The organism is Schumannella luteola, assembly GCF_013408685.1.
In the GTDB taxonomy this organism is placed as follows: Bacteria; Actinomycetota; Actinomycetes; order Actinomycetales; family Microbacteriaceae; genus Schumannella; species Schumannella luteola.
In genome coordinates this window covers 570,941-594,829 of record NZ_JACBZY010000001.1, presented here as the reverse complement: position 1 = coordinate 594,829, position 23,889 = coordinate 570,941, and the positions used below count along the sequence as shown (strand labels likewise).

The window sequence follows — 23,889 nt, the reverse complement described above, 5'->3', positions numbered from 1 at the left end:
ATCGCTGAAATCGCGCTCAGGCGAAGCTGCGCGCCCCGATCACGGCGAGCAGCGCCAGCTTCTCGGCGCTCGGCGAGCCCGGCGTCGCCGTGAAGACGAGCAGCGTCTGGCCGCTCTCCGGGTCGACGAGGGTCTGGCAGTCGAGCTCCAGCTCGCCGACCTCGGGATGCGCGAAGCGCTTGTGCCGCGGATGCTTGAGCCGCACGTCGTGCCGCGCCCAGACCTCGGCGAACTCCGGGCTCGACGCGAGCAGCGCATCCACCACCGCCGTCGCCCGCGCTCGGGTCGCGGGCGTGGAGTAGGCGGAGCGCAGCTCGGCCGTGAACACGGCGCCGTGCTCGGGCTGGTCGTCGGCCGGGTACACGTCGCGCGTCGCGCGGTCGGTGTACCAGCGGTAGACGTTGACCCGCGAGAGCCCGGTGTAGCCGGCGTGGTCGCCGAGCAGCGCCCGCGCGAGGGGGGTCTGCACGAGCGTCTCGCCGAGGTCGCTGAGCACCATCGCGGGGGTGTCGCCGAGCCGGTCGAGGATGCGCTGCATGCCCGGCGAGATGTGCTCGGCGGCGCGCCCCGGCTCGGGTGCCGCGTGGCCGGCGAGGCGGAAGAGGTGGGCGCGCTCGTCGACGGTGAGGCGCAGGCCGCGGGCGATCGCGCCGAGCATCTGCTCGGAGGGCTGAGGCCCGCGCTGCTGCTCGAGGCGGCTCCAGTAGTCGGTCGACATGCCGCTGAGCTGCGCGATCTCCTCGCGCCGCAGTCCGCCCGTGCGCCGGCGCGGTCCGCGCGGCAGGCCGACGTCCTCCGGCTGCAGCGCCTCGCGGCGGCTGCGCAGGAAGTCGGCGAGCTGAACGCGGTCCATGCGCCCATCCTGCCCCCGCGTCGTCGGCCCTGCCAGGGATCGCCGATCCGTGGATGAGCGCGCCCTGGAGGGTGCTGCGAGCACGGCGCACGATGGAGCCATGACCGAGAAGATCACCCTCATCACCGGCGGCGGACGTGGCCTGGGCCGCTCCGCCGCGCTCGCCCTCGCCGACGCCGGGCACGACGTCGTCATCACCTACCGCTCCTCCGCGTCGTCGGCCGAGGAGACGGTCGCCGCGATCCAGGCGAAGGGCCGCAAGGCCGTCGCGCTGCAGCTCGACACGACCGAGTTCGACGCGTTCCCCGCCTTCGTCGACCAGCTGCGTGCGGCGCTCGCCGACACCTGGGGCCGCGACAGCTTCGACCACCTCTTCAACAACGCCGGCGTCGGAGTGCTCACTCCGGTCGGCCAGACCACCGCCGAGCAGATCGACGAACTGCTGAACACGAACCTCAAGGGCGTCGTGCTGTTCACCGAGGCGGTGCTGCCGCTGCTCGCCGACGGCGGTCGCATCCTCAACGTCTCGAGCGGTCTCGTGCGCTACACCGCCGGCTCGCCCTACGCCGTCTACGCCGCCACGAAGGGCGCGATCGAGGTCTACTCGCGCTACCTCGCGGCCGGTCTCGGCGCCCGCGGCATCGCCGTGAACACCCTCGCGCCCGGCGCGACCGCGACCGAGTTCGGCGGCGGCTACCTGCAGAGCGACGAGTTCCAGCAGAACGTGTCGAAGGTCACCGCGCTCGGACGCGGCGGTCAGCCCGACGACATCGCGGATGCGGTCGTCACCCTGCTCTCGCCCGGCGCGCGCTGGATCAACGCCCAGCGCGTCGAGGCCTCCGGCGGCGCGTACCTCTGATCGCCGCTCGATCCTGAACGTCGGCTCGCTCCCGCGCCTCCACCCGACAGCGGGCGGAGGCGCGGGAGTAGCGTCGCCCGCGTGACCGTGCTGCTCGCCCTCATCGCGAACGTGCTCGTGGCCGCGGCGAAGACCGTCGCGGCGGTGTTCACCGGATCGGCGGCGATGTTCGCCGAGGCCGCGCACTCCTGGGCGGATGCGGGCAACGAGATCTTCCTGCTGTTCGCCGACCGGGCGGCGGTGCGTCCGCGCGACAAGGACCACCCGCTCGGCTTCGGCCGCGACGCCTGGCTGTGGTCGCTGTTCGCCGCGATCGGCGTGTTCGCGGTCGGCGCGACGGTGTCGGTGTTCCACGGCATCACCCAGCTGCTCGACCCCGAGGCCGAGCCGGCCGGCGACTACGTCATCAACTACATCGTGCTCGGCGTCGCCTTCGTGCTCGAGGGCACGTCATTCCTGCAGTCGATCCGGCAGGGCCGCAAGCGCGCCCGCGAGACCGGACGCGAGTTCCTGCCCTACGTGCTCGGCAGCTCCGAGTCGACGCTGCGCGCGGTCTTCGCCGAAGACGGCGCGGCGCTCATCGGCATCCTGCTCGCCGTCGGCGGCATCGCCCTGCACCAGGCGACCGGTATCGCCGCCTTCGACGCGGTCGCCAGCATCCTCATCGGCCTGCTGCTCGCGGTCGTCGCGATCTTCCTCATCGACCGCAACCGCCGCTTCCTCATCGGCGGCGCGCAGGGCGGAAAGCTGCGCGACTGGATCGTCGAGCTGCTCGAGGCCCGCCCCGAGATCGACCACGTCACCTACCTGCACGTCGAGATCGTCGGGCCGAACCGGCTCTTCGTGGTCGGCGCCGTCGACCTGCTCGGCGACAAACCCGAGCACACCGTCGCCGACCAGCTGCGGGCGATCGAGGATGCGCTCGAGGCCGAGGAGATCATCCAGACGGTCGTGCTGACGGTCGCCTCCTACCGCGAGCCGAGCATCCACGACCCGGATGCGCTGCTCGACGGCGACCCCGAGGCGCGCCCCTCCTCGTGACCCGAGTTGCCCACTTCGGTCGGGTTCGGGGCTCGCGACCCGGCAGAACTCGGCAACTCGTGTTCCGCCCGCGGCATCTGACGCGATCCACGGGCGACACCTGAACAGCGCGCACCCGCGCCCGCGCGATAACACCTGAGCGCGACCTGCGCGAGTTGTGTCAGCGCTGTCAGCCTATGGCAGAGTGCCATCCCGGCGCTGTTCCGGACACCGTTCCGAACACGCTGCGACCACCCCCGCGATGAGCGACCCACGGCCCTCCTGCCACAGGTTGCGAAGCGCCGCCCACCGGCGGAGGTTCTCGCTCCCGATCGATGACGAATCCGGAGAGGACCCGCATGGCATCCGCGCCTGCAGCACTCGCCCTGAGCCACACCGCCCTGAACCCGGGCGCCGTGCACACCGCCACCCAGGGCATCCGCCTCGACCTCAGCTGGGTCGACTACCTGATGCTGATCATCTACTTCGCGGTCGTGATCGGCATCGGCCTGATCGCCCGCAAGCGGGTCAAGTCGAGCGTCGACTTCTTCCTCTCCGGCCGCTCGATGCCCGCGTGGATCACCGGCCTCGCCTTCGTCAGCGCCAACCTCGGCGCCACCGAGATCCTCGGGATGGCGGCGAACGGCGCGCAGATCGGCATGTCGACGCTGCACTACTACCTCATCGGCGCGGTGCCGGCGATGGTGTTCCTCGGCCTCGTGATGATGCCCTTCTACTACGCGTCGAAGGTGCGCAGCGTGCCCGAGTTCATGCTGCGCCGCTTCGGCAAGGCGCCGCACCTGGTGAACTCGCTCGCCTTCGCCGTCTCGAACGTGCTCATCGCCGGCATCAACCTGTTCGCGATGGCGCTCGTGATCGAGGCGATGCTGGGCTGGTCGCAGTGGGTCGCCATCCTCGTCTCGGCCGCCTTCGTGCTGGTCTACATCACCCTCGGCGGGCTCTCGAGCGCGATCTACAACGAGGTCATGCAGTTCTTCGTGATCATCGCCGGACTCGTGCCGCTGACGATCGTCGGCCTCAACCGCGTGCACGGCTGGAACGGCCTGGTGGATGCGCTGAACAAGACCGAGAGCGCGAAGCTGCTGCACACCTGGGTCGGCACCGGCTTCGGCGACGAGTCGAACCCGATCGGCGCGAACTGGCTCGCGATCGTCCTGGGACTCGGATTCGTGCTGAGCTTCGGCTACTGGACGACGAACTTCACCGAGGTGCAGCGCGCCTTCAGTGCGAAGAACATGTCGGCCGCGCGGCGCACGCCGCTGATCGGCGCGTTCCCGAAGCTGCTCATCCCGTTTATCGTCGTCATCCCGGGCCTCATCGGCGCGGCGACGATCGGCAACCTGCTCGCCGACCCCGACTCGGGCGTGACCTACAACGAGGTCATCCCGAAGCTCATGCAGATGTACCTGCCGACCGGTGTGCTCGGCATTGCGGTCACGGGACTCATGGCCTCGTTCATGGCGGGCATGGCGGCCAACGTGTCGAGCTTCAACACGGTCTTCACCTGGGACATCTGGCAGCGCTACATCAAGAAGGACATGCCCGACGAGCACTACCTCAAGGTGGGCCGCTGGGTGACCGTGATCGGCGTGATCATCGGCGTCGGCACCGCGTTCATCGCGGCCGGGGCGCAGAACATCATGACCTACATGCAGACGCTGTTCTCGTTCTTCAACGCGCCCCTGTTCGGCGTCTTCATCCTGGGTCTGCTGTGGAAGAGGATGACGCCGAAGGCGGCGCTCTGGTCGTACATCGCGGGCATCATCGCGCCGACGATCGTCTTCATCGCCTACCAGGTGAGCGTCGCGAACAAGGCCCCGATCTTCGCCACCGCCACGTCGGAGACGCTCTACGGCGCGATCATCTCCTTCGCCACGGTGCTCGTCTTCGCGGTCGTCATCAGCCTCGTCACGAAGCCGAAGCCGGTCTCCGAGCTCACGGGCCTCGTCTACGGCGTCGGCAAGATCGACGTCACCAAGGACCATGTCGCGGGCGATACCAAGTGGTACCGCTCGCCGGCCCTGCTCGGAACCGTGGCCCTCGCCGGCTGCGTCGCCCTCTACCTGCCGTTCCTCTGATCCGGCGCCCCGGATCGAGATAGGAGTCACTCATGAGTGAGAACAAGTCCAGCGGCTCGGAGAACACCGACCGCACCCTCGGCACCGACCGCACCCTCACCGCCGAGCAGGAGGAGCTGGTCAAGTCGACCCGGCGCTTCGACCTGCGTCGCATCCTCGGCGCCCTGTTCGTCGTCTACGGCCTCATCGTCGGCATCACCGGCCTCGTCACGGTCGGCGCGACGGATGAGCTGAAGCGCACCGGCGGCATCGCCATCAACCTGTGGACCGGCGCGGCGATGCTCGTGCTCGGCATCCTCTTCTTCGTCTGGGACCGGTTCTCGCCGGTGCCTGCCGAGGACATCGTCAAGAGCGACGAGCAGGAGGAAGAGGAGCGCAAGGTCGGCGAGGCCAAGGCCGACGCCTGACGTCTGACGCGCACCGGTCCTCTCGCGCCCGCCGCAACCCCGAGTTGCCCGCTTCCGCGGCATGTCATCCACGACAGGCCGCCGAAGTGGGCAACTCGCGTCTCCGGGGCGACGGGATGCGCGGCACGCAGCGCCCGGGCGCGCTACGGCGTCGGCTGGCGCGCGTCGTAGGCGCGGAACGACGGCTGCAGCCGCAGCAGCACCGCGATGAGCCCGATGATGATGAGCCCTCCGAGCAGCGGCGGGAACCACAGCGCCACCGCCGTCGCGAACACGCCCACGTAGAGGTCGCCGACGCGCGGGCCGCCGGTCACGACGACCGTGAACACGCCCTGCAGGCGTCCGCGCATCGAGTCGGGCGACGCCATCAGCATCATCGTCGAGCGGAAGATCGCGCTGAACTCGTCGCTCACGCCCATGCCGACCAGCGCGAGCGTCGCGAGGACGAGCGCGATCCAGTTCACCTGATCCAGGCCCGGCCCGACCTTCCCGAACCAGCCGGTCGCCATCGCGGCGAGCACGAGTCCGAAGCCCGCGACGAAGGCGCCGTAGACGGTGATCGCGCGCCCGACGGCGCGGCCGTGGTGGTGGATGTGCGCCACCGGTCCGCTGAACACGCTCGCCAGGAACGCGCCCACCGCCATCCCGGCCGTCAGCACGCCGACCGTGATCGGGCCCCCGCCGATCAGCACCGCGCCGACCGCCGGGAACACCGTGTGCGGGCGGCCGAAGGTCATCGCGACGATGTCGACGAGGAACGAGAGGCGGATGTTCGGCGCCGTGCGCAGGAACCGCACGCCCTCGACGAGCGAGGCGAAGCCGGGCCGCTCGACCTTGCCGAGCGGCGGCAGCTTCGGCAGCGTCAGGATGCCGGCGAACCCGGCGAGGAAGAGCACGGCATCCACCGCGAAGGTCCACGGGAAGCCGACCGCCGCGACGAGGATGCCCGCGACGGCGGGGCCGACCATCACCATGACGCCGATCGAGATGCCGTTGAGTGCGGCGGCGCGGGCGACCATGTCGTCGGGCAGGATGCGCGGGGTCACCGCCATGCGGGTCGTGCCCGAGATGGTCGCCGCGACCGCGTTGACGGTCGTGATGACGTAGAGCGGCCAGACGGCGACGGTGCGGTCGTGGTCGACGGCGACGGCATCCACCACCGCGATCACGATGAGCGCGAGCGTCGACAGCCAGCCGGCGAGCGCGCTGACGATCAGCACGAGCCGCCGGTCGAAGGCGTCGGCGAGCATGCCGCCCCAGAGCCCCGCGACGATCATCGGGGCGAGCGAGATGATGCCGACCAGCGACACCGCGAAGGTCTTCGCCTCGGCGCTGCCCGGCGTGATGTCGTAGATCAGCAGACCGACGGCGACGATCGTGAGCTGCGCGCCGATGCCCGAGATGGCGCCGCCGATCCAGATGCGGGCGAAGGCCGGCGAGGCCTTGAGCGGGCTCAGGTCGACGAATCGGCGCTTCTTGGCGGCCTGCTCGGTGCCGGGCGCGGCCTGCGGGGCGGCCGGCTCGGCGGCGCGGTCGTTCCGCGGGGCGGTCTGTCCGGCGCCGGCGGCGGTGCTCGCCGGCTGGTTCTGCGGCTGCTCCGACGCGGATGCGGTGCTGTTCTCGTCGGGCTCGCTCACTGCCCCGAGCGTAGTGCCGCGAACGTGCACCCACTGCAGGGTCGGGAGTCGCGGCGTCACGCGCTCGGCGCGCGACGGCGGGCGCGCGTACTCTCGGGGGCTGGAGGTTCCGCCCGCCCATGTGCCGTCTGCTCGCCTACGCCGCACCCCGCCCTGTCACCGCGCAGGAGGTGCTCGGACGCGACCAGAGCGCCGTCTTCCAGGACATGGCGCTGCTGCATCGCGACGGCTGGGGCACGGTCTGGCTGGATGCCGGCGGCGTGCACGAGCACCGGGACCCGCAGCCGCACGACGCGGGCGACGACGCCGCAGCCGCGGACGACGACGCCGACGATTCGCGCACCGCATCCGCCCCCGTCCGCCTGCGCCGCCAGGCGTCCGACCGCAGCGGTCTCGGCGACGCCGAGCTGACCGCCGCGCTCGCCGACGACCCCGCGACGGCCCGCCTGCTGCATCTGCGCCTCGCGACCGACGGGATGGTGTGCTCGCCGCAGAACACGCATCCCTTCGTGATCGACGGCCTCGCCTTCGCGCACAACGGCTCGCTCACCCCGGTCGAGCGCTTCGAGGATCTGGTCGCGCCCGAGCTGCGCGGCGACATCGAGGGCGAGACCGACAGCGAGCGCTTCTTCGCGGCGATCCGCACCCGCCTGCTCGCCGGCGACGGCCTGCGCGAGGCGGTCGTGGCGACGGTGGCCGAGCTGCGGTCGCGGTTCCCGCGCGCGAGCCTCAATGCGATCCTGCTCACCCCGACGCACCTGGTCGCGGTGCACGCGAGCGAGAGCAGCGGCATCCCGCGCGTCGAGCTCGCGGCGACCGGCGTGCCCGAGGCCGACCTGCCGTTCGAGAGCCTCAGCGCCTACTACCTGATGCGCTACCGCCGCGACGCCGACGGCACGACGGTCTTCGCGTCGTCGGGGCTCGACGTCGCCGACTGGGAGCCCGTGCCGCCCGAGTCGGTGGCGGTCGTCGACTTGGCTACCCTGGACCTGGATGTCGTGCCGCTGTCAGCGGCCGTGGGTGCGGAGGCGAAGTGAACGGGTTCCTGAAGTTCTGTGCGGTGGTCGGCACCGGCATCGTGCTGGTGATCGGCGCTGCTGTGACGGTCGCGGCCGTCGCCCTGGGCGTCGCCAGCGTCATCAGCATCTCGACGGGCGCCTCGCTCTGATCGTCGCGCCGGTCGTGTCGAGCTCGCCGCGGCGGGCGGCGCGCGGCCGGGTTCGCCGCTCATGACGGCGCCGCGGATGCACGCCGACGAGGTCGACATCCGTCTCGACGATGTGCGCCGCGCCCTCGACGCGCAGCATCCGCGCTTCCGCGATCTTCCGCTCGCGCCCCTCGCGGGCGGCGGCACGATCAACCGGGTCTTCCGCCTCGGCGACGAGCTCGTCGTGCGCGTGCCGCTCATCGAATGGGGTGCGGCGGATGCGGAGCGCGAGTCGCGCATCCTGCCTCACCTGCACGGCGCGCTGCCGCTGCGCACGCCCGAGCTCGTCGCGCTCGGTCGCCCCGCGCCGGGGCTGCCGTGGGCGTGGAACGTGCTCGACTGGATCCCGGGCCGCTCGCTCAGCGCGCACCTCGGCTCGGGTGCGGAGCCGGCTCGATCGTCGACCGGCCCGGCGCGGGATGCCGCGGCCGACGAACGGCGGGGCGGTGAGCTCGGCGCGGCGCTCGCCGCGCTGCACGCACTGCCGGTCGACGACGCGCAGCGCCACGGCGACGAGGGCGCTTCGTCCGGCATCCCGCTCTCGACCTCAGGCGGCGACCCCGTGGCCGAACGCGACACGATGCTCGCCGGTCTCCGCTCGGCCGCGGGCCTGATCGACGTCGCCGCGGCGGTCGACCGGCTGAAGCGCGACCTCGCGCATCCGCTGACGCCGGAGTTCGGCGTCGCCGGCACGACCGGCGTCTCGGGCTCGCCGCGGCGTCCGCTGGTCTGGACGCACGCCGACCCGCTGCCCGGCAACATCCTCGTCGGCGATGCCGGCGGCCCGATCACCGCTGTCATCGACTGGAGCGGCGGCGGGCTCGGCGACCCGACCCATGATCTCGTGGCCGGCTGGTGGACTCTCGGCCCCGCCGGGCGTCGGGCTTTCCGTGCCGCGCTCGATCCGTCCGACGACGACTGGCACCTCGCCCGCCTGCGCGCCTGGCGCAAGGCGGCCGCCGCGGTCGGCTACTACGCCGGCACGAGCCCGATCTTCACCGCCGATGCCCGTCGCGCGATCGAGCACCTGGTCGCCGACGCCGACTGAGCGATACCTGTACCCCGAACGCGGACTCGCGGCGGACGCCTCCGGTTCGGAAGGATCGTCAAGTTGTCGCCGCACCCGAAACGGCGACGGAAGGAACACCGTGAACACCACGATCGCCATGTCCACCGTGCCCGCTTCGCTCGACGCGCTGATGCACATCGAGGGCGCCCGCGCCGTCGCGCTCGTCGACAGCGACACCGGGATGCTGCTCGGCGGCCTGGGCGGACTCGGCGGCGGATTCGACCTCGAGGTCGCAGCCGCCGGCAACACCGAGCTGCTGCGCGCGAAGGCCCGCACCGCCCGCGCGCTCGGTCTGCCCGACGCGATCGACGACGTGCTCATCACGATGACGAGCCAGTTCCACGTGCTCATGCCGCTGCGCCACGCGCCCGAGGTCTTCATCTACCTCGTGCTCGACCGCGAGCGCGCGAACCTCGCCATGGCCCGCCTCAAGACCCGCGAGATCGAGAAGCAGCTGGTGCTCTGAGCTGGGCCGAACGGCACTGAGCTGAGCTGCGCCGGCAGGGCAGGACTGAGTCGGGTCGACCCGGCGCCGGTCGCTCAGCCGTGCTCAGCCTTGCAGCTCGATCGCCGTGAGCGGCAGCCCGCTCAGGCGACCGGCGCCTCGAAGGGCGAGGTGCCGACCGGACCACGTCCGTCATCCGCCTCGCCGTCGCCCCGCCGCCGAGACGTGCTGACGACCGCGCCGATGCTCGCCGCGATCACGAGGCCGATGCCGACAAGGTCGAGCGGATGCACGGCCTGGCCGAGCAGCAGGAGCCCAGCCGACGCGGCGAGCCCCGGCGCGAGGCTCATCAGCACGCCGAACGTCGCCTCGCTGAGCCGGCGCAGCGCGATCATCTCGAGGCCGTAGGGGATCGCCGACGACAGCAGCGCGACCGCGAAGCCGAGGCCGAGGTGCACCGGGTCGACGAGCGACGCGCCCGCGCTGACGATGCCGCCCGGCAGGCTCAGCACGGCGCCGATCGCCATCGCGATCGCGAGGCCGTCGAGGCGGGCGAAGCGGCGCCCGGTCTCGGCCGAGGCGAGGATGTAGCCGATCCAGCACGCCGCGGCGACGAGTGCGAGCGCGACGCCGAGCGGTTCGAGCCGGCCGAGATCGACGCCGCCGAGCACGATCACGCCGATCACCGCGAGGCCGGCGCAGAGGAAGGCGAGCGGCGTGCGCCCCGCGATGACCGACAGCGTCAGCGGGCCGAGCACCTCGATCGTGACGGCGATGCCGAGCGGGATGCGCTCGATGGAGAGGTAGAAGGCGCTGTTCATCGCCGCGATCGCGACGCCGAAGAGCACGGCCGTCATCCAATCGCGTCGGGTGCGCCCGCCGAGCTTCGGCCGCGCGACGAGCAGCAGCACGAGCGCCGAGAACACGAGGCGCAGCGTGACCATGCCGGGCGCCCCCACCGACGGGAACAGCAGCACCGCGATCGAGGCGCCCACCTCCTGGCAGGCGAGCCCGATCACGACCAGTCCTGCGGCGGTCGGCGGCGCGCTCGTCCAGGAGGGCAGCGCGCGGGTCACCGGGTCAGTCTTCCGCACGGCTGGCAGTCGCGTCGCCGGACGGCGTGGCCGGATGGGCGTGGCCGGATGTCGGGCGCGGGTGGCGGGAAAGCGCGCGACGACGAGAAGGTGACGTTCCTACGCTGACGGCATGAGCGCATCCACCACCGCGACGCCGACCGCGACCGGTATCGAGCCGGCCGCCGGCCTCGACCCCACCGGTCTCCACCCCGCTGCGCGCGCCGCCGCGATCGAGCACTTCGTCGCCAAGCTGCGCTACGAGACCGACCCGAGCGACGTCGCCGCCGCGATCACCGCGGGAGAGCGCTTCGTGCTCGTCGACACCCGCGGGCACGCCGCCTGGCACCAGGGGCGGGTGCCGGGCGCCATCCACCTGCCCACCGCCGAGATCGACGACCGGGCGCCGCGCGAGATCCCGCTCGATCTGCCCGTCGTCGTCTACTGCTGGAGCCCCGGATGCAACGGCAGCACCAAGGCGGCCCTGCGATTCAGCCGTCTCGGCTACGCCGTGCGCGAGATGATCGGCGGCTTCGAGTACTGGGCGAAGGAGGGTCTGGGCGTCGAAGACGATGACGGCGCGCTGAACATCCCCCTCGACATCTTGACGGCACCCCGCCCCGGGGTGGACGGTGTCATCAGCTGCGAGTGCTGATGCTCCTCTGACGGGTGTCGGATCACCGGCTGCGTCATCCGCATCACCGATTCACGCCTCATCTCAACAGGCTCCACAGACAACCGCCGCCGCGCTCCGCGGGTCGCCGTGCAGGGACGACTCGGGATGCGCGGCGGCGGTTCCTTCGTTCGGGCGCGGTCGGCGCTCCGGTTCCGGAGTTCGGCTCCGGCTCCGTCTCCGTCGATCGGCGCGCACGGCATCGGCCCAGCAGATGCGCGATGTCGCGAGGGGCGACGGCGCGGCCGCTGGGCCGACGAGGTGCTGGTGAGCTGCCGCTCAGCCGGCGGGGGTGCCCGCCGACTCGAGCGCCGGCTCGGCGGCGTCCGCCTTGGAGCCGCGCGCAACCGCGGAGCCATCCGCAGCCACGGCGCCTGCCGCCGCAGTCCCGGCCGCCGCGGCCGCGACCCGGCGCCCGGCCGGCAGCAGCAGCGCGAGCACCGCGGCTCCGAGCAGCACCGCGGCGCCGGTGATGACCGCCGGCTGGGCCGCGGCGACGTAGCCGGTCGGCGTGAGCTCGCCGCCCGCGCCGGTGAAGATCGCGGTCAGCACCGCGATGCCGAGCGCGACGCCGATCTCGCGCATCGTCGAGTTGACGCCCGAGGCCTTGGCGTGGTCGGCATCCACCAGCGTCGAGAGCAGCGCGGTCGACGAGGGCGCGAAGACGAGGGCCATGCCGACGCCGGCGATGATGAACGGCGCCACCAGGTCGACGTAGGGCACGGTCGCGCTCATCACCGCCGCGATCCAGAACAGCCCGATCGCCTGCAGCACCATGCCGGCCGTGATGAGGGCGCGGGTGCCGATGCGCCCGCCGAAGATGCCGGCGAGCGGCGCGACGATGACCGGCGCGAGCGTCCACGGGGTGGTCTGCAGCGCGGCCTCGAAGGGGCTCGAGCCCTGAACGACCTGCAGGAACTGGATGAGGATGAACACCGCCCCCATCGAACCGAAGCTGAACGCGAAGCCGACCACGTTGACCACCGAGAACGAGCGGTCGCGGAACAGCCGCAGCGGCATCATCGGCGCGACCGCGAGGCGCTGGCGCACCAGGAACGCGATCAGCAGACCGCCCGCCAGCACGAGCTCGGCGATGACCCCGAGCGAGTCCCAGCCGTCGTCGTTGCCGCGCACGATCGCGTGCACCAGGGCGAGCACGCCGACTCCGGCGAGCAGCACGCCGGGGATGTCGAGGCGCTCGCGGCGACCGCGCACCTCGTTCAGCACGATCAGGGCGAGGGGGATGCTGATGATCGCGACGGGCACGTTGATCCAGAAGATCGCCTGCCAGTTCCAGCCCTCCATCACGGCGCCGCCGACGAGCGGCCCGAGGGCGACGCCGAGGCCGCTGACGCCGCCCCAGATGCCGATCGCGAGCGGACGGCGCTCGGGCCGCACGGCGCCGGCGACGAGCGCGAGCGAGAGCGGCATGACGGCCGCGCCGCCGAAGCCCTGGATGGCTCGGGCGACGATGAGCTGCCACGGCTCGGTGCTCAGCGCGGCGAGGGCCGAGCCGATGCCGAACACGGCGACGCCGATGAGGAAGATGCGGCGTCGGCCGAGCCGGTCGCCGAGCGCCGAGGCGAGAAGGATCGTGCCCGCGAAGGCGAGCGTGTAGGCGTTGACGAACCACTGCAGCTGCTCGACGCTGGCGCCGAGCTTCTCGTGCAGCACGGGCAGCGCGTTGGTCATGACGAGGTTGTCGAGGGTCGCCATGAACATCGGCAGGGATGCGGCGATCAGCACGAGCCCGAAGGGGCGCGCGCGGCGAGTGCGCGGGGTCGACGGGGCGCTGCCGGTGGTGCCGGATGCGGCGCCCGGCGCGCTGTCGAGGGTGTCGGTGGACATCGTTTCTCCTGAGTCGAGAGGGAGTGTCGAGTGGATGTGGGGTGCGGCCGGCTGCGCATCCGGTCGTGGTGGTCGGTCAGATGATCGATCGAGAACCTGCGGCTTCTGAGACATCCGCATTGGTTGTAATCAACTGATTACTCGCAACGTAGTAAACGTTTGATAACCTTGTCAACATGAGCCCGCGAACCTCCGCACGAACTGCCAGCTCCGTGGCCGCGAGCCCGGATTCCGCGGAGGCGACCGCCCCGATCTCTGCCCCGACCTCCGGCTCTGGCGGCGGCCGCATGAGCTCGGAGGAGCGCCGCGCGCAGATCCTCGCCGCCTCGATCGCCGTGTTCGGCGCGAAGGGCTACGACGGCGCCACGACCGACGATCTCGCGCAGGCCGCCGGCGTCAGCCAGGCCTACGTGGTGCGCATGTTCGGCTCGAAGCAGGGCCTGTTCCTCGCAGCCTTCGAGGCCGTCGCCCAGCGCCTCGAGACCGACTTCCGCGCGGCGCTCGCCGAGGCCGACGCGACGCTGCCGTCCGGCGCCGACGCGGCGCAGCGCATCCACGCCCGCAAAGAGGCGATGAGCGTCGCCTACCTGCGCCTGCTCGGCGAGCGCGGGTTGCACCTGACGATGCTGCAGGCGTTCCTGCGCGGCGGAGACCCCGTGATCGGGCCCGTCGCGCGAGCGTCGTTCGGCCGCATCTGGCGCTTCATCCGCGAGGAGGCGGGCTTCGACGCCGAGTTCGGCAAGGAGTTCCTCTCCTACGGCATGCTGCTCAACACCCTGATCGGGCTGCGGATGCTCGACAGCGACGGCAGCGGACCCGCCGACGAGCTGCTCGCGATGTGCTTCCCCGACCTCGACGCCGTCGCCGGCGTCGTGCCGCGCGCCGACGAGCGCTGGTAGGCGCTGCGCTCTCTCCTTGGGGTCACGAGCGCACCGCGCCGCACCACCCGGATCCCGCGCGGAGCGTCCCGCTCTCAGAATCGATCGGTCGCAAACTGTCGGAATGAGCGGCCCATAGCGACACTTCGCGACCGATCGATCCCGGGCCCGGGTGGGCGCTCCCGCCCCAGCGCGACCTGAGCGTGCCCCGAGCAGCGAGCCCGATCCGGGCGCCCGCCGCTCCGACGCTGACACGATGGCGCCATGTCGCGCATCGTGGCGGTCGCCCCGGTTCTGCCCGCCCACTCGGCGGCGCAGTCCGAGATCACGGCTGAGCTCGTGCGCGCGATCGGACTCGACGATCCGGTGCTGCGTACCGAGAGGGCCGTGTTCGAGCGGATGCACGCCGGCACCGGCATCCGCACCCGCCACACGGTGCTGCCGATCGAGCGCTACGCCGACCTCGGCGGCTTCGACGCCACGAACCGGGTCTGGCTGGATGCGGGCGCCGAGCTGGGCGAACGCGCCGTGCGGGCGGCGCTCGCCGACGCGGGGCTCGAGCCGACCGACGTCGACCACTTCTTCTTCACCTCGGTGACCGGTGCGGCCGCCCCGTCGATCGACGCGGTGCTCGCGGGGCGTCTCGGGTTCCGCCGCGACTTGAAGCGCATCCCCTCGTTCGGGCTCGGCTGCGTCGCCGGAGCCGCCGGACTCGCCCGTGCCCACGACTACCTGGCCGGGCATCCCGAGGGCGTCGCGGTCGTGCTCGCCGTCGAGCTGTGCTCGCTCACCCTGCAGCGCGACGACCGCAGCGTCGCGAACGCGGTCGCGACGGGGTTGTTCGGAGACGGAGCCGCGGCCGTCGTGCTGGTGGGGGATGCGTGGGCGCCGGCAGCGCCGGCATCCATCCGATCCGCCGTCGACGCGACGCCGCCCGCGACCGTGCCGACGATCGTCGACTCGCTCAGCTCGCTCTACCCCGACAGTGAGGGCGTGCTCGGCTTCGAGCTGGGCGGCACCGGCTTCCGCATCGTGCTGACCGCCGAGGTCGCGGGCGCGATCGACGCGAACTTCGCCGCCGACGTGGATGCGCTGCTCGGCCGCAACGGCCTCGCGCGCTCCGATGTCTCGACCTGGGTCGCCCATGCCGGCGGACCCCGCGTGCTCGAGGCCTTCGCCCACGCGCTCACCCTGCCCGACGGCGCCCTCGACACGGCCTGGTCATCGCTGCGCGAGACCGGCAACCTCTCGTCGGCATCGGTGCTGCACGTGCTCGCGCGCACCCCCGCGCAGCCGGCCGGCACGGTCGGACTGCTGTTCGCGCTCGGCCCCGGCGTCACGAGCGAGATCGTGCTGCTGCGCTGGGATGCGGCTCCGCGCGGGCGGAGCGCACCGTCGGAGACGACGGACGCGACCGAGGCCGCGGCGGCGGCAGGAGTGCTCGCGTGACCAGCCTCATCCTCTTCACCGTCTTCGTCGTCGCGACCGGCGTCGAGCGCCTCAACGAGCTGCGGGTGTCGACGCGCAACGCCGCCGCCGCCCTCGCGCGAGGCGGGGTCGAGCACGGGCGCCGGCACTTCCCGTGGATGGTCGCCCTGCACACGGCGCTACTCGTCGGCGCGGTCGTCGAGGTGTGGGCGCTCGGCCGGCCGTTCATCCCCGCGCTCGGCTGGCCGATGCTCGTCATCGCCGTCGCCTGCCAGGCCGCACGGCTGTGGATCATCGCCAGCCTCGGCCCGCAGTGGAACACCCGCGTGATCGTCGTGCCCGGCGCCGGCCGCGTGACCCGCGGGCCGTACCGCTGGGCGTGGCTGCCGCATCCCAACTACCTCGTCGTCGTGATCGAGGGCATCGCGTTGCCGCTCGTGCACACCGCGTGGATCACCGCGATCGCCTTCACCGTGCTCAACGCGGTGCTGCTGCTCGGCTTCCGCATCCCGGTCGAGGATCGCGCGCTGCGGGCGCTCGCGGCGGGAGGCGGGGGTCCCGTCGATCCCGCGACCCCGCTTGCCCCGACGTCTCAATCGATCGGTCGCAAACTGTCGCCTGAGCCCGCCCCAGGCGACAGTTTGCGACCGATCGATCCTTCCCGGCCGGATGCGGCAGGCTCGGAGCGATGAGCGAGACGGATGTCGAGCGGGTTCCGGAGCCGGATGAGGCCGGCGCTCGATCGCGCGCTCGGGAGGCTGCGGGCCGCGCGGGCAGCGTCGCGCTCGGCGCCGCGCGGACGGCGGGTCGGCGGGTCGCCGAGGCCGCGGGGGCCGGCGGAGACCCTGATGCCGATGTCGATCACGGGCGAGCTGCGCTCGACCCGAGCGCCGACGTCGATGTGCTCGTGGTGGGCGGCGGTCCGGTCGGACTCGTCGCCGCGATCGAGGCGCGCCTCGCCGGGCTGACCGTCGCGATCGCGGAGCCGCGCGGCGCCCGAGGCGGCGTCGGCGCGGCGTCCGACGCCGACCGACCCGCGGCGCCCGCGGGTGCCGGGGCCCTCGATGCCGATCCGATGGCGGCGACGGACACCGGTGGGCCGCCCCCGACGCCACCCGGATCGCCGCCCGCATCCCTGCCCGCCGAGATCGTGTCGGATCTCGGCGTCACCGGCGCCGGCGATCCCATCGACAAGGCCTGCGGCGAGGGGCTCATGCCGGGCGCGCTCCCGCTGCTCGGACGCCTCGGCGTCGCCCCGCACGGCCTTGCCCTGCGCGGCGTGCGCTACTCCGACGGCATCCGCTCGGTCGAGCACCGCTTCCGCGAGGGCGCCGCGGTCGGCCTCGGCGTGCGCCGCACCGAGCTGCATCGCGCCCTCGCCGAGCGCGCCGCCGGGCTCGGCGTCACGCGCATCGCGGCGAAGGTGGATGCGCTGGCTCAGGACTCGACGGGCGTCACCGCCGCCGGCATCCGCGCCAGCTGGCTCGTGGCCGCCGACGGACTGCACTCGACGATCGCCCGCGAGGTCGGGCTCGCGCGTCCGGCTCCTCGGCGGCGTCGCCGCTACGGGCTGCGACGGCACGCGCGCGTCACCCCGTGGAGCGAGCTCATCGAGGTGCACTGGACCCCGCGCGCCGAGATCTACGTCACGCCCGTCGACGACCGGCTCGTCGGCATCGCCGTGCTCGCGCGGCAGGGCGTCGGCTTCGACGAGGCGCTCGCCGAGGCGCCCGAGCTCGTCGCCCGTCTCGGCGACGTCGAGTGGGCCGACGAGGTCATGGGGGCCGGGCCGTTCCGGCAGCGTACGCGGCGACGTGTCGCCGGGCGGGTGCTGCTCGTCGGCGACGCCTCCGGCTACGTGGATGCGATCACCGGCGAGGGCCTGCGCCTCGGCTTCGACCAGGCGCGCGCGGCCGTGAAGCGCATCCGGTCGGGCGATGCGGTGCACTACGAGGCGGACTGGTTCCACGTGACGCGCGCCTTCCGTCGCGTCACCGGACTGCTCGCCTGGGCCGCGACCGTGCCGGCGCTGCGGCGGCGCATCGTGCCGCTCGCCGCATCCCGCCCCGCCTGGTTCGGACGCGTCGTCGACCGCCTCGCCCGCTGACGGCATCCCGCCCTGCCACTGCCGCCATCCCCGCCCTGCCGCTGCCGCCGACCGCCTTTCCCGCTGGCGACGCCCAGACGCCGCCCCCGTTCCCGGAGGTAGTCCTCGCCCGCTCCGGCGATCTTGCCGCCCGCTCCTCGCCGGCCGCCGACCGGGGCCGCGGCTTCCCAATTCAGGATCGGATCCGGCGCAATTCAGGATCAGTCCGCGATTCGTCCCTGAAAACGGTTGAATCCACCGTCCGATCCTGAATTGCGAAGGCGACAGGAGCTGGCTGGCCCGCGAGACAGGTGGGCAGGTCAGCGGTGGGTCGCGGCAGGCAGGTAGTCGGTCGGGGATGGATGGCGACCGATCGACGGGTCAGCGGTCGATGCCGGCGAGCAAGCCGGTCAGGGCGTCGCGCACCCCGGTGAGCTGCTCGACGCTCATGCCGAGGCTCTCGACGACGCGCCCCGGAACCTTCTCGGCTTTCCGACGCAGCGCGACCCCCGCATCCGTCAGCGACACCGCGAGCGCCCGTTCATCGGCGGGGTCGCGGCGGCGCTCGACGAGTCCGGCCTGCTCGAGGCGCTTGACGAGCGGGCTCAGCGTCGCCGACTCGAGCCGCAGCGTGGAGGCGAGGTCGCGCAGGGTGCGGGGGCTGCGCTCCCAGAGCGCGAGCATGACGAGGTACTGCGGATGCGTGAGTCCGAGCGGCTCGAGCGCCGGACCGTAGACGGCGACCACGCTGCGCGCCGCGGCGACGAGCGCGAAGCAGAGCTGGCGGTCGAGCGTGAGCGGGTCGTCGAACTCGGCCGGGGCGACGTTCGCCGCACCGGTGGCGCCAGCGGGGCTCGACTGCGACGAGGTGGATGCTGCGCTCGCCGATGAGGACGAGGTCACAGCCGTCGCGGTCGTCTCATCAGGTGTCGCGGCATCCACATCCGTCAGCATAGTGCGCGAATCATTAGTACACTAACGATCATGGCCAAGGGAAAGCGCTGGTGGGATCGCCTGAACAAGGCGCTGTACCCGTACCTCGGCCCGGCGCAGCTCGGGCCGGGTCGCGGCGGTGAGCGCACCGACGCGCCGCCGCCCGCGATGTGCCCGCTCTGCGGTCAGGCCATGGCGACGCACGAGATCGAGCGCTCGACCGACGGTCACACGCCGACGCGGCTGCACTGCCCGACGCCGAGCGCGTCGTCCGCCTCGTCGGCCGCCTGACGCGAGCGGGAGCTCAGGCCGCGCGATCCTCGACGAGTCCGAGGGCCGAGAGCAGGGCATCCGCGTCGTCCGCCACCGCGACGGCGCCCGCCTGCTCGGCCGGAGCTCCGTAGCCCCAGGTGACGAGGATCGTCGGAACGCCGTGCGCGGCCGCGCCCTCGATGTCGTGCGAGCGGTCGCCGACGAGCACGGGACGGCTCACGTCGAAGCCGTCGGCGGTGAGGCGGCGCAGGGCCTCCTCCACCACATCCGCCTTCGCGCTGCGCGTCTCGTCTTCGCTCGCGCCGGCGATCTCGTCGAAGAGGTCGGTGATGCCGAAGCCGTCGAGGATCGCGCGGGCCGGCCCCTCGGGCTTCGACGTCGCGAGCGACAGCGGCAGGCCGGCGGCCTTGATCGCGCGCAGCACGCGCTCGACGCCGGGGAAGATCGTCGCGTCGTTCACGCCGTGCGCCACGTAGTGCGGGCGGTAGATCGCGAGGGCGTCGCGGGCGCCCGCCTCGTCCAGCCCCATGTACTCGCGAAACGAGTCGAGGATGGGCGGACCCACCCACTTCATCAGCTCGGCCGGCGTCGGCACGGGGCGGCCGAGCTGCTCGTAGGTCCAGGCGAGCGAGGCGGTGATGCCGGGGGCCGAGTCGGCGATCGTGCCGTCGAGGTCGAACAGCACGGCGGAGTACGGGGAGATGCTCATATCCCGCCCAGGCTAGGCCCGCCAGGTGAACGCTTCCCGCCCCCGTGCGGGGCGGGGATGCGGGCGGGCACGTGGATGTCGGCGCTGGCGTGCCCTGCCGACGATGCCCGATTCGCCCCGCCGCTGACGTGACTGCAAGGATGGGCGGCGCGTTCGCGGCGGCAGCCCGACGGCATCCACCTGGCACCATCCCCGCCTCGACATCGGCCCCCGCATCGGCGACGAGCGTCCGTGGCGGGGCCCGGCGCCGGCATCCGCTCGGCTCGCGCCCCGCGCGACCCCGCCCCGCGAACGCCCCACCCCGACCCTGCACGGAAGGCGGATGACATGGCGTGGCGCGTGAAATCGGTGGAGGCCTCAGTCGCCGACTCGGACGACGGCGAGCGCAGTCTCAAGCGCAGCCTCGGCACCTGGGATCTGGCGCTGATGGGCGTCGCGGTCGCGGTCGGCGCGGGCATCTTCAGCGTCGGCGCGCAGGCCGCGGCGAGCTTCGCCGGACCGAGCGTGATCATCAGCTTCGTGCTCGCCGCCATCACCTGCGGCCTGGCGATCATGTGCTACGCCGAGTTCGCCTCGACGGTGCCGGTCGCCGGCAGCGCGTACACCTTCACCTACGCGACGCTCGGCGAGCCGATCGCGTGGATCATCGCCTGGGATCTGATCCTCGAGATGTTCACCGCCGCGGCCGTGCTCGCGAAGTACTGGGGCGTGTACCTCGCCGAGGCGCTGAAGTCGATCGGGCTGCCGTTCGCCTCCACGTTCAAGATCGGCGATCTCGAGGTGAGCTGGCCGGCCTTCGTCGTCGTCGCCGTGTTCACGGCGCTGCTCGCGCTCGGCACGAAGCTCACGACCCGCGTCGGCGCCGTGTTCACGGTCATCAAGGTCGCGATCGTCATCTTCGTGATCGTGGTCGGCTTCTTCTTCGTCAAGGCCGCCAACTACAGCCCGTTCATCCCGCCGGCGAAGCCCACCGAGGGCGGCAGCGGGGATGTCTGGACCCAGTCGCTGTTCTCCTTCGTCAGCGGCTCGGCGCCCGCGCAGTACGGCGTCTTCGGTCTGCTGGCTGCGGCATCCCTCGTCTTCTTCGCCTTCATCGGCTTCGACGTGGTCGCGACGAGCGCCGAGGAGGTGAAGAAGCCGCAGCGCACCCTGCCGCGCGGCATCTTCCTGGGGCTCGGCATCGTGAGCCTGCTGTACGTGCTCGTGTCGATCGTGCTGACCGGCATGGTGCCCTACACCGAGCTGGCGAAGTCGGATGCGCCGTCGCTCGCGACGGCTTTCCAGCTCGTCGGCCAGCCGTGGGCCGCCGCGGTGATCTCCTTCGGCGCCCTCGCCGGACTCACGACCGTGATCATGGTGCTGCTGCTCGGCCTCTCGCGCATCGTCTTCGCGCTCAGCCGCGACGGACTGTTGCCGCGCTGGCTGTCGAAGACCTCGTCGCGCAAGACGCCGGTGCGCACGATCGTGATCGGCGGCGCCCTCGTCGCCCTCACTGCCGCGTTCTTCGACGTGGGGCTGCTCGAGGAGATGATCAACATCGGCACGCTCTCCGCGTTCGTGCTGGTGAGCATCGCCGTGATCGTGCTGCGTCGCACGCGGCCCGATCTGACGCGCGGCTTCCGGGTGCCGCTGTCGCCGGTGCTGCCCATCCTCTCGGCCGCCCTGTGCCTGTGGCTCATGTTCAACCTGACCACGCTGACCTGGGTGCGGTTCCTGATCTGGCTCGTCGTCGGGCTCGTGGTCTACGTGCTCTACGGCCGCCGCAAGTCGCGCGTCGGCGCGGAGCTGCGGGCGGCCGGTCTGCGCGCGGAGGCGTCGCCGAAGCTCGACTGAGGTCGCGGAGCCGGTGGATGCCGGGCCCGGCTTCGGGGTCGGCCGCGAGCCGGCGCTGAGCTCGGCTCGGCCGGTCTCGGTTCGGCGCCGCTACCAGCCGAGCGAGCCGGGGATCCCCTTGAAGGGGCCCACCACATCCGAGGTGATCCAGCCGCCGTAGAAGCCGCCGGGCTGGGAGATGACGCGCTCGCCGTCGACCATGCACGCCTCCATGGCCTCGGGGTAGATGGCGAGGCGGTCGGCGAGGATCTCGTAGCCGGGGAACGGGTTCGGGTAGTTCCACGCGGCGCGCTCGGCGGTGACGCCGCCGGCGGTGAGGCTGAAGTAGCGCGCGGATCCCTTGAACTCGCACATCGACGCCCCCGCCGCTGGCTGCACGACGCCGTCGGCGACATCGGCGAACCGCACGTAGAAGACGGGCGGATGGCTCGTCTCGAGCACCCGGACGACGTCGCGCGTGTCGACGATCCGCTCGCCGCCGAGGTCGATCGTCACACGCCGGTCGACGTGCTCGACGCGAGGCGGACGGGGGTAGTCCCACACCGACTCCTGGCCGGGTCCGGGCTTCTCGGGGACGGGGCGGCGCATCCCCTCAGGCTACGCGCGCGGGTCGCCGACGGGCCGCGCGGTCAGGTCGGACGCAGGGTTCGGCAGAACGCTCAGAACAGCCGGGCGAGGTGGTCGTCGAGTCCACGCATCGCGTCGTAGTCGAGCACGAGGCAGCGGATGCCGCGGTCTTCCGCGAGCACGCGCGCCTGCGGCTTGATCTCCTGCGCGGCGAAGACGCCGGCGACGGGCGCGAGCAGCGGGTCGCGGTTCATCAGCTCGAGGTAGCGGGTGAGCTGCTCGACCCCGTCGATGTCGCCGCGGCGCTTGATCTCGACCGCGACCGACTTGCCCGCGGCATCCCGGGCGAGGATGTCGACCGGCCCGATCGCCGTCATGTACTCGCGGCGCACGAGCGTGTGGCCCTCGCCGAGCAGCTCGATCTGGTCGGCGAGCAGGCGCTGCAGGTCGGCCTCGACGCCGTCCTTCTGCAGGCCGGGGTCGACGCCGAGCTCGTGCTGCGAGTCGTGCAGGATCTCATGGATCGAGATCACCAGCAGGTCGGCGGTCTTCGCGTGGGTGACCCGCCAGATCTCGCTGACGCCGGCGGCGGCGCGCTCCTCATCCACCTCGTCGATGGTGAGGGCGCACGGCGGGCTCATCCAGTTCAGCGGCTTGTAGCTCAGCGAGTCGGAGTGCACGAGCACGCTGCCATCGCTCTTCAGCAGCAGCAGGCGGGTCGCGAGGGGGAGGTGGGCGCTGAGTCGGCCGGCGTAGTCGACCGAGCAGCGGGCAACGACGAGACGCACCCGACGAGTCTAGGTCGGCGGATGCGGCACGGCGCACGCCGGGAGCACCGGGAGCACGGTGCTCAGCTGTAGCGGCCCACCGCCACGCGCTTCTGCTCGACTCCGGTGAAGCGCGGGCCGCCGAAGCCGGCGAGAGCGCGCGCGACCGGGTCGATGAACCCGAAGCGGTCGTCGCCGAGCGCGCCGGCCTTCGCGATCGGGAGCTTGTGCGTGTACGGCTCCTGCTCGTCGTTCGTGACGAGGAACTTCATGTCGGGCCGGTCGGTGAAGCCCGGGGTGGTTCCGGCGAGGCGGATGCGGATGATCGATCGCCCGCGGAACCGGCTCGGCACCGGCGGGGCACCCGGCCCGTCAAAGCCGGACGACGTGATCGAGATGCCGACGTAGGCGATCTCGTGCCAGGCGATGCGCACCGTCTTCCCCTGCAGCGTCGCCTGGATGCCGTCGGGTCCGATGGCGAGCCCGGCGCCGCGGATGTTGCGCACGCCCATCAGGCACAGCACGCCGAAGAGTCCGACGAGCACTCCGACGATCGTCAGGGCGACCCAGCTCGGGTCGTTCTTCACCAGGTCGAGCACGATCTGCACGGCGCAGAGTGCGACGACGACGAGACATCCGATGCCGACGCCCTTGACGAGCCCAGCGCCTCCGCCGAACGACATGCTGATCGGCTGCGGAGGGCCGGCGGGCGGCTGTGCGGCCGGCAGCGGCGCGGCCTGCGGCGGCCAGACCTGCTGCTGTGCGCCGGGCTGGGGTGCGCCGTGTTGCTGTGACCAGCTCTGCTGCGGCGGCGGGACCTGCTGTGGCCGCGCCTGCTGCGGTGTCGGCTGCTGCCCGAGCTGCCCCTGCCAGTTCTGCTGGATGCCCCGGTTCGGCTGCGGGGACCAGCTCTGCCCGGGTGCGGCCTGCCCGGGTGCGGACTGCGGTGTCCGGGCCTGCTGCTGCGCCATCCACTGCTGCTGCGCATCCCGCTGCTGCTGCGCCGCCGGGTCCCAGGCCTGCTGCGGACCGCCGTTCTGAGCCTCCGGCGTCCACGGCGAAGGCTGCTGCGACTGCCCTCCGCCGGGCGGGACCTGCTGCGGATCGGGCTGACGCCCGTACTCCGGGTTGACGGGCTGGCCGGGCTGCTGCGGGGGCAGGGACACGGTGTTCGGCTCTCTCGAAGTGGATGCCGGCTCGCCGCCGGGCGCGCCCCATCACAGCA

General features: G+C 72.2%; 23 protein-coding genes and 1 pseudogene. 15 read left to right on the top strand and 9 right to left on the bottom strand.

Annotated elements, in window-relative coordinates:
• Positions 1 to 16: 16 nt before the first annotated feature.
• Positions 17 to 853, bottom strand: a complete 837-nt coding sequence (locus BJ979_RS02735) for a helix-turn-helix transcriptional regulator (protein ID WP_179564936.1) — start codon at positions 851 to 853, stop codon at positions 17 to 19.
• 100 nt (positions 854 to 953) lie between these two features.
• Here BJ979_RS02735 and BJ979_RS02730 point away from each other — a divergent pair, with 100 nt between their 5' ends.
• The 4 genes from BJ979_RS02730 (at position 954) to BJ979_RS02715 (ending at position 5,238) form a co-directional block, all read left to right on the top strand.
• Complete coding sequence (locus BJ979_RS02730) at positions 954 to 1,712, top strand: SDR family NAD(P)-dependent oxidoreductase (RefSeq protein ID WP_179564934.1); 759 nt, start codon at positions 954 to 956, stop codon at positions 1,710 to 1,712.
• An 81-nt stretch (positions 1,713 to 1,793) separates the two neighbouring features.
• Complete coding sequence (locus BJ979_RS02725; RefSeq protein ID WP_179564932.1) at positions 1,794 to 2,753, top strand: cation diffusion facilitator family transporter; 960 nt, start codon at positions 1,794 to 1,796, stop codon at positions 2,751 to 2,753.
• 338 nt (positions 2,754 to 3,091) lie between these two features.
• Entirely contained in the window at positions 3,092 to 4,831 is a 1,740-nt protein-coding gene (locus BJ979_RS02720; RefSeq protein ID WP_179564930.1) for a sodium:solute symporter family protein, read from the top strand.
• Between the two features lie 32 nt (positions 4,832 to 4,863).
• Positions 4,864 to 5,238, top strand: a complete 375-nt coding sequence (locus BJ979_RS02715) for a hypothetical protein (RefSeq protein WP_218853422.1) — start codon at positions 4,864 to 4,866, stop codon at positions 5,236 to 5,238.
• A gap of 143 nt (positions 5,239 to 5,381) precedes the next feature.
• On the opposite strand, the gene BJ979_RS02710 is transcribed toward BJ979_RS02715, so the two are convergent.
• Positions 5,382 to 6,875, bottom strand: a complete 1,494-nt coding sequence (locus BJ979_RS02710) for an MFS transporter (protein WP_343046576.1) — start codon at positions 6,873 to 6,875, stop codon at positions 5,382 to 5,384.
• Positions 6,876 to 6,994: 119 nt separating this feature from the next.
• Here BJ979_RS02710 and BJ979_RS02705 point away from each other — a divergent pair, with 119 nt between their 5' ends.
• From BJ979_RS02705 to BJ979_RS02695, 4 genes are all read left to right on the top strand, one after another.
• Entirely contained in the window at positions 6,995 to 7,912 is a 918-nt protein-coding gene (locus BJ979_RS02705) for a class II glutamine amidotransferase (protein ID WP_179564928.1), read from the top strand.
• Entirely contained in the window at positions 7,909 to 8,043 is a 135-nt protein-coding gene (locus tag BJ979_RS17850) for a hypothetical protein (RefSeq protein ID WP_255447136.1), read from the top strand. The genes BJ979_RS02705 and BJ979_RS17850 overlap by 4 nt, the downstream gene beginning before the upstream one ends.
• Positions 8,044 to 8,119: 76 nt before the next feature.
• Positions 8,120 to 9,130, top strand: coding sequence for a phosphotransferase (locus BJ979_RS02700; RefSeq protein ID WP_179564926.1), 1,011 nt, complete (start codon positions 8,120 to 8,122; stop codon positions 9,128 to 9,130).
• Between the two features lie 100 nt (positions 9,131 to 9,230).
• A complete protein-coding gene (locus BJ979_RS02695) occupies positions 9,231 to 9,617 on the top strand; it encodes a hypothetical protein (RefSeq protein WP_343046575.1) in 387 nt (128 codons plus the stop codon).
• Positions 9,618 to 9,739: 122 nt separating this feature from the next.
• On the opposite strand, the gene BJ979_RS02690 is transcribed toward BJ979_RS02695, so the two are convergent.
• A complete protein-coding gene (locus BJ979_RS02690; RefSeq protein ID WP_343046574.1) occupies positions 9,740 to 10,672 on the bottom strand; it encodes an EamA family transporter in 933 nt (310 codons plus the stop codon).
• 130 nt (positions 10,673 to 10,802) lie between these two features.
• On the opposite strand from BJ979_RS02690, the gene BJ979_RS02685 reads away from it, so the two are divergent.
• On the top strand, positions 10,803 to 11,324 hold the full coding sequence (locus BJ979_RS02685) for a rhodanese-like domain-containing protein (RefSeq protein ID WP_179564924.1): 522 nt from the start codon (positions 10,803 to 10,805) through the stop codon (positions 11,322 to 11,324).
• Between the two features lie 297 nt (positions 11,325 to 11,621).
• On the opposite strand, the gene BJ979_RS02680 is transcribed toward BJ979_RS02685, so the two are convergent.
• Positions 11,622 to 13,190, bottom strand: a complete 1,569-nt coding sequence (locus BJ979_RS02680; RefSeq protein ID WP_179564922.1) for a DHA2 family efflux MFS transporter permease subunit — start codon at positions 13,188 to 13,190, stop codon at positions 11,622 to 11,624.
• A gap of 287 nt (positions 13,191 to 13,477) precedes the next feature.
• Here BJ979_RS02680 and BJ979_RS02675 point away from each other — a divergent pair, with 287 nt between their 5' ends.
• The 4 genes and pseudogenes from BJ979_RS02675 (at position 13,478) to BJ979_RS02660 (ending at position 17,603) form a co-directional block, all read left to right on the top strand.
• Positions 13,478 to 14,089 carry a TetR/AcrR family transcriptional regulator gene (locus BJ979_RS02675; protein WP_179564920.1) on the top strand — a complete coding sequence of 204 codons (612 nt, stop codon included), beginning with the start codon at positions 13,478 to 13,480 and terminating at the stop codon, positions 14,087 to 14,089.
• Positions 14,090 to 14,332: 243 nt separating this feature from the next.
• On the top strand, positions 14,333 to 15,517 hold the full coding sequence (locus tag BJ979_RS02670) for a type III polyketide synthase (RefSeq protein ID WP_179564918.1): 1,185 nt from the start codon (positions 14,333 to 14,335) through the stop codon (positions 15,515 to 15,517).
• A pseudogene (locus tag BJ979_RS17450) lies at positions 15,514 to 16,041 on the top strand (isoprenylcysteine carboxyl methyltransferase family protein); the annotation flags it as partial. The gene BJ979_RS02670 and the pseudogene BJ979_RS17450, both read left to right, overlap by 4 nt.
• 143 nt (positions 16,042 to 16,184) lie before the next feature.
• Positions 16,185 to 17,603 (top strand): NAD(P)/FAD-dependent oxidoreductase, encoded by a 1,419-nt coding sequence (locus BJ979_RS02660; RefSeq protein ID WP_246286667.1) that lies wholly within the window; start codon positions 16,185 to 16,187, stop codon positions 17,601 to 17,603.
• Positions 17,604 to 17,963: 360 nt separating this feature from the next.
• Here the strand turns inward: BJ979_RS02660 and BJ979_RS02655 are convergent, their stop codons facing one another.
• Positions 17,964 to 18,485, bottom strand: a complete 522-nt coding sequence (locus BJ979_RS02655) for a MarR family winged helix-turn-helix transcriptional regulator (protein ID WP_343046760.1) — start codon at positions 18,483 to 18,485, stop codon at positions 17,964 to 17,966.
• Positions 18,486 to 18,566: 81 nt separating this feature from the next.
• On the opposite strand from BJ979_RS02655, the gene BJ979_RS02650 reads away from it, so the two are divergent.
• Complete coding sequence (locus BJ979_RS02650) at positions 18,567 to 18,806, top strand: hypothetical protein (protein ID WP_179564912.1); 240 nt, start codon at positions 18,567 to 18,569, stop codon at positions 18,804 to 18,806.
• A gap of 13 nt (positions 18,807 to 18,819) precedes the next feature.
• Here the strand turns inward: BJ979_RS02650 and BJ979_RS02645 are convergent, their stop codons facing one another.
• Positions 18,820 to 19,497: an HAD hydrolase-like protein gene (locus BJ979_RS02645; protein ID WP_179564910.1), complete on the bottom strand. Its 678-nt coding sequence runs from the start codon at positions 19,495 to 19,497 to the stop codon at positions 18,820 to 18,822.
• Between the two features lie 327 nt (positions 19,498 to 19,824).
• Between BJ979_RS02645 and BJ979_RS02640 the strand changes: the two genes are divergently transcribed.
• Positions 19,825 to 21,330, top strand: coding sequence for an APC family permease (locus BJ979_RS02640; protein ID WP_179564908.1), 1,506 nt, complete (start codon positions 19,825 to 19,827; stop codon positions 21,328 to 21,330).
• Positions 21,331 to 21,420: 90 nt separating this feature from the next.
• On the opposite strand, the gene BJ979_RS02635 is transcribed toward BJ979_RS02640, so the two are convergent.
• The 3 genes from BJ979_RS02635 to BJ979_RS02625 all read right to left on the bottom strand — a co-directional run bounded on the left by BJ979_RS02635 (position 21,421) and on the right by BJ979_RS02625 (position 23,830).
• Positions 21,421 to 21,918 carry a DUF427 domain-containing protein gene (locus tag BJ979_RS02635; protein WP_179564905.1) on the bottom strand — a complete coding sequence of 166 codons (498 nt, stop codon included), beginning with the start codon at positions 21,916 to 21,918 and terminating at the stop codon, positions 21,421 to 21,423.
• Between the two features lie 71 nt (positions 21,919 to 21,989).
• Positions 21,990 to 22,685: an endonuclease NucS gene (gene nucS, locus BJ979_RS02630; protein WP_179564903.1), complete on the bottom strand. Its 696-nt coding sequence runs from the start codon at positions 22,683 to 22,685 to the stop codon at positions 21,990 to 21,992.
• A 62-nt stretch (positions 22,686 to 22,747) separates the two neighbouring features.
• Positions 22,748 to 23,830: a phage holin family protein gene (locus BJ979_RS02625; RefSeq protein WP_179564901.1), complete on the bottom strand. Its 1,083-nt coding sequence runs from the start codon at positions 23,828 to 23,830 to the stop codon at positions 22,748 to 22,750.
• Positions 23,831 to 23,889: the final 59 nt, after the last annotated feature.